This window comes from Myroides sp. LoEW2-1 (genome assembly GCF_009767705.1).
GTDB classification, from domain to species: Bacteria; Bacteroidota; Bacteroidia; order Flavobacteriales; family Flavobacteriaceae; genus Flavobacterium; species Flavobacterium album_A.
In genome coordinates, this window is the sequence record NZ_WSPP01000056.1 from 1 (window position 1) to 4689 (window position 4689).

Here is a 4689-nt window from a genome sequence, read left to right on the forward strand (position 1 = left end):
AGACACTCCTACTTAAACTACCAGACAATCAACGAATTTAATCAAATAATAAATAGTAATAAAGCTGCTTAACTAATTGTCCAGATTTCGTTTGGATATCCACACTTAAAGTATTTTCTTCAACACTAATCCAATAGTACAAAGTACTCAATAGAGACAAGAAATAGGTAAGGAATAAGTAGAATCCTATTAACTTTACTAATGCAACAAACAAATCTCTTTTACTCATAGCTATTTTACATTATATAAAATATAAAACTTTAATATACAACATCTTAAAAAATAATCAGATTAGTTTTCTGTTATCTTATTAATGAAATCACTTATATCAGGATTATTTATAATTTCTGGCTGATCATAATTATTGAACATTGTTAAAAACTGGTTGTGTTGTTTTGTAAGTGAAGGCAACCTTCTAACAATATAGTACTTTAAAAGTTGTAAACTTGGATTGGCACTATCTAATTTCAAAGCTTTTTCTATTGCTATCAAACCTTTTTTATATTGACTATCCTTCGAATGAAGGTATATCGTGGCTCTGAGATAATATAACTGAGCTTTCTTATACCCAAGTTTCTCGGCTTTAGTTAACAAATTGAGTATTTCATCTTCTCGATACTCTAAATGATTAGATATACTGTAATTCACTTTACAATTAGCTAAAAGTAAATACAAGCGAGGTTCCTTAGGATGGTCAACTAACTTTTCATTTAGATAGTTTTCTAACTCGATTAAATCGAACTGTATCCTACCACCAGCCATACTAAAGGCATTAATCAAAGCATCCAGTTCTTCATCAAAACGAGAATCTGTCCTATAGACAGAACTCAAAGTATAGTAAAAAGGATTAACTGAATAACCATCTAAAATATAACCTGACTTTGTCTGAGGAAAATACTTTAAACATTGATTGACAATATACTCTGCTTCCGAAAGTCTATTCTGTTTAATGTACAAAATCGCTAACTTATTAGCATAATTTAATGTGTACTTAAAGAATCTATTACTTTGATATCTATCTGAGTCTGTATCTGTATCTTTATTATAGTATTTTAAATAATACTTATACCGGTAAGTAAAAAATCGATACTGTTCTTTTAGTAATACTTTATAATACGCTTCCAATCGCTCATCGTAATGAAAGGTAGTCAATAGTTCTTCTTTCCAAGTTTCGTATCTATCCATATACTGTTTACTCATCTCGGTTGCCTTATAGTTCAACTCAATTGTACTCAACTTTTCAACATACTCTAAAGACTGTTCTAAATTTTGTTCAACAGCTACTGATTCGTGTTTTGCTAAATTATAATAGTATATAGCCAAATGCTTATAAACACTTTCTTTACTATCTTTCAAAGTCGGATCTTTTTCTACTTGTACTAATGCCTTCATATAATCATCTAAGGCATTTTCATAGTTTCCTAAATAAAAGTTCATTAACCCACGACGCAAAATATACTTCACTCCTTTAATACCATCTAAGCCATTCTGTTCAGCGTGAATTAAGAAATTAATATCGTCCATCAATTCTTCAAAAGACAGCCCTAGATAGGACATTTTACTATACAGCTTCTCTCCATTTTCGTCACGCACATTACCTTTTGTATGCAAATCAATAGCTGAATTAAATGTCAAATCTAAACGGCTAATTCTCAAGCCTACATTCAAAGAATCTTCGGCAATTCGCTTAGAAATACTTCCAACGATACCTCTCATCTCTTGACCTGTAAAACCAGGTTGAGCGTACATAGAGAACGTTGTCACAAAAGCTAATAAAAATATATTTAAGTAGAACTTACTCATTTTATTCTGTAATTATTAATCATATTAACAAAAATAAACATTAATTAATCACAAAATAGATTCGACACTACCATTTATTCACATATATACATTACTTTATCCATATCGTGATAAAACAGCATTGTCCAGTGCTCTGCTTCTGCCTGTACCTTCCAGTCCCCACGCCACTTCATCGCCAACTTTCCATCATAGTCGCTTTTAAAAGCCATATTAAATTCCAGATAATTATACTTAGGTAAGTTATCAGCTCCATAAAAGATAATCTGCTCATCGTCTTTTATCCAAAATACTTGCATATAAGGCGTGTGGCCTCCTACTACTTCATACGAAATACAGTCAACTATATTCCCTCTATCTCCATTCATCCATATAATATTAGGCAAGGCTAAGACCTCCTCTAAAATATCATAATCAAAAGATATATCATCCATAGAAAGTTCTGCAAAAGCAACTTCCCTACGCTGAATATAAATATCTGCGTTGGGAAAACGTCCTTTATATCCCTTTTCTGTATCTTCAACAAGACCATTAACATGATCCTTGTGTAAATGCGACATCAGGACTCTATCAATATCTAAAGGAGTTAATCCCTCTTTTTCAAGCAACTGATCTATGATATAGGTTCCATTCTCTTGATATCCTAAACCAGCATCTAATAAAGTCTTGTGATGATCCGTTATGATAAGAAAAGGCTGTACAGCTAACTGTATTTCCGTTGTTAATACCTTATCTCCAATTGGCAAAAAGTTCTTTACCTCATCTTCATAAAAATCTCCTTCTTTCAGGGGAACTACTTTTATCATTTTTTTGTGTGAATTTGTGGTAGCAAAGATAAGTAGAAAATAAAACACCCCTTTTAAACAATCCTCTACAAAAGAAGATAATAAATAAAAAGTATTAAATAAGCATATAATATATCTATATTTGTTCGCGCTCAATTAAGAAAGCTACTACAATCATTTCTCTGAAATAACTTTATATCAACGTCTTTTGATTTTTTGTTTTTTCAGTTGCCTATATATTGTAAGAGGTTCAATCTCATAGAGGCAAGAGAAAATAATACATTTAAAAGTGGTTTTACCTCCTTTGCTGTATTTCAATTAAAAAACTCATTACACATAATAGAAAATTACAGTTTATTACCTATAAACTGTTTAAATTCCATTGTGAAAAATGAAAAAATATAAAACAACAAAATGAACTTTAAAGATCTCAATATCATTACGCCAATACTCGATGCTATCGAACAAGTAGGTTATACTGCACCAACACCTATTCAAAAACAAGCAATCCCTATTGTGCTTGATAGAAAAGATATTATCGGATGTGCCCAAACAGGAACAGGTAAAACAGCTTCTTTTGCCATACCGATTTTACAAATATTGCACAATAACGAGCATGCTAATAAGGGAATTAAAGCTTTAATTCTCACCCCTACAAGAGAACTTGCAATACAAATCAGCGACAATTTTAAACTATATGGCCAAAACCTTTCTTTGAAACATACAACGATCTTCGGAGGCGTATCTGCTGAAAAGCAAATTAATCAAGTAAGAAGAGGCTGTGATATATTAATCGCTACACCAGGTAGACTGCTGGACTTAATCAATCAAAACGTTGTTAAATTGAATCAAATCGAACTATTTGTTTTGGACGAAGCTGACCGAATGCTCGATAGTGGTTTCATACACGACATCAAAAAGATACTAACCAAGTTACCTAAGAAAAAACAAACATTATTTTTCTCGGCTACAATGCCTACTGAAATTAGAAAGTTTGCCCAATCTATTTTATATAAACCAACAGAAGTAAATGTGACACCTGTTTCATCGACAGCAAAGACCATTGAACAATCTGTTTACTTTGTCGATAAAGAAAACAAGCAAGAATTGCTAATTCACTTGCTTAAAGACAAGCCAAAAGAGCGTATATTGGTATTTACCCGTACAAAATATGGAGCGGATAAATTAGTCAAAAAGCTTTTAAAGGCAGGGATACAGTCAGCTGCAATTCACGGAAATAAATCTCAAAATGCAAGACAGCGCGCCCTTGAGAACTTCAAAACGAATACAATCAATGTGTTAATTGCCACTGATATTGCTGCACGTGGTATCGATATAGATGAGCTCCCTTGTGTAGTTAATTACGAACTTCCCAATATTTCCGAAACTTATGTACATCGCATTGGCCGTACAGGACGAGCTGGTGCAAATGGAGTTGCTATTTCATTTTGTGATGAAACAGAAAAAAAGGATCTAATGAATATTCAAAAATTAATAGGATTTAAAATTCCAATTAAGAAAGTTGAATTATAGGCTCCTATCTACTTGTTTCACTATTAAACGCTATAAAAGTCGGTATCACCTTTAAGGTTTATTCTCGCAACAAATCAAATCTATTGTTGAATAAACACAAGCTTAGAGAGAGACATAGGATTATTTTTATATAAAAGTAAAAAAATATACCCGATAACTATTTACTTCTCAAATAGTTGTTGAAAACATCGAAAAAAACATTATTTTTTACTTGTTTCGTATATTTAAAAAGCAATATATTTGCAACGTCAAAATGAGACACACACAGTGTTAGACTCATTACAGACGCCTAATTAAACACTAAGTTTAAGGACGGTCCAGTAGCTCAGCTGGATAGAGCAACTGCCTTCTAAGCAGTAGGTCTCAGGTTCGAATCCTGACTGGATCACAAAAAAGCCTCAACAAATGTTGGGGCTTTTTTTGTTTACATTCTTATCTAATTTAAAGAGTGGATTTCAAAATCGATTACAAAAGGGATCAATCTCAAAAGTTGTGTTTAGGCATAAAGCTTAGTCAATCTGTATAAAAAGAAATCAATATCTCTTACACCTCTAAACTGAGCTCTGAATGC

4 protein-coding genes, 1 tRNA gene and 1 pseudogene are annotated in these 4689 nt (G+C 32.1%); 2 read left to right on the forward strand and 4 right to left on the reverse strand.

From position 1 onward, the window contains the following. Window positions 1–37 precede the first annotated feature (37 nt). From GOQ24_RS04000 to GOQ24_RS04010, 3 genes are all read right to left on the reverse strand, one after another. Entirely contained in the window at window positions 38–229 is a 192-nt protein-coding gene (locus GOQ24_RS04000) for a hypothetical protein (RefSeq protein WP_160339159.1), read from the reverse strand. Window positions 230–291: 62 nt separating this feature from the next. Beyond that, a complete protein-coding gene (locus tag GOQ24_RS04005) occupies window positions 292–1803 on the reverse strand; it encodes a hypothetical protein (protein WP_160339160.1) in 1512 nt (503 codons plus the stop codon). Between the two features lie 74 nt (window positions 1804–1877). Then, window positions 1878–2606, reverse strand: a complete 729-nt coding sequence (locus tag GOQ24_RS04010; RefSeq protein ID WP_160339161.1) for an MBL fold metallo-hydrolase — start codon at window positions 2604–2606, stop codon at window positions 1878–1880. A gap of 393 nt (window positions 2607–2999) precedes the next feature. Here GOQ24_RS04010 and GOQ24_RS04015 point away from each other — a divergent pair, with 393 nt between their 5' ends. Together GOQ24_RS04015 and GOQ24_RS04020 are read left to right on the forward strand one after the other, a co-directional pair. Continuing rightward, window positions 3000–4118: a DEAD/DEAH box helicase gene (locus tag GOQ24_RS04015; protein ID WP_155093458.1), complete on the forward strand. Its 1119-nt coding sequence runs from the start codon at window positions 3000–3002 to the stop codon at window positions 4116–4118. A gap of 314 nt (window positions 4119–4432) precedes the next feature. Further along, a tRNA-Arg gene (locus GOQ24_RS04020) sits at window positions 4433–4506 on the forward strand. A gap of 108 nt (window positions 4507–4614) precedes the next feature. On the opposite strand, the pseudogene GOQ24_RS16915 reads toward GOQ24_RS04020, so the two are convergent. Continuing rightward, a pseudogene (locus tag GOQ24_RS16915) lies at window positions 4615–4689 on the reverse strand (transposase); the annotation flags it as partial.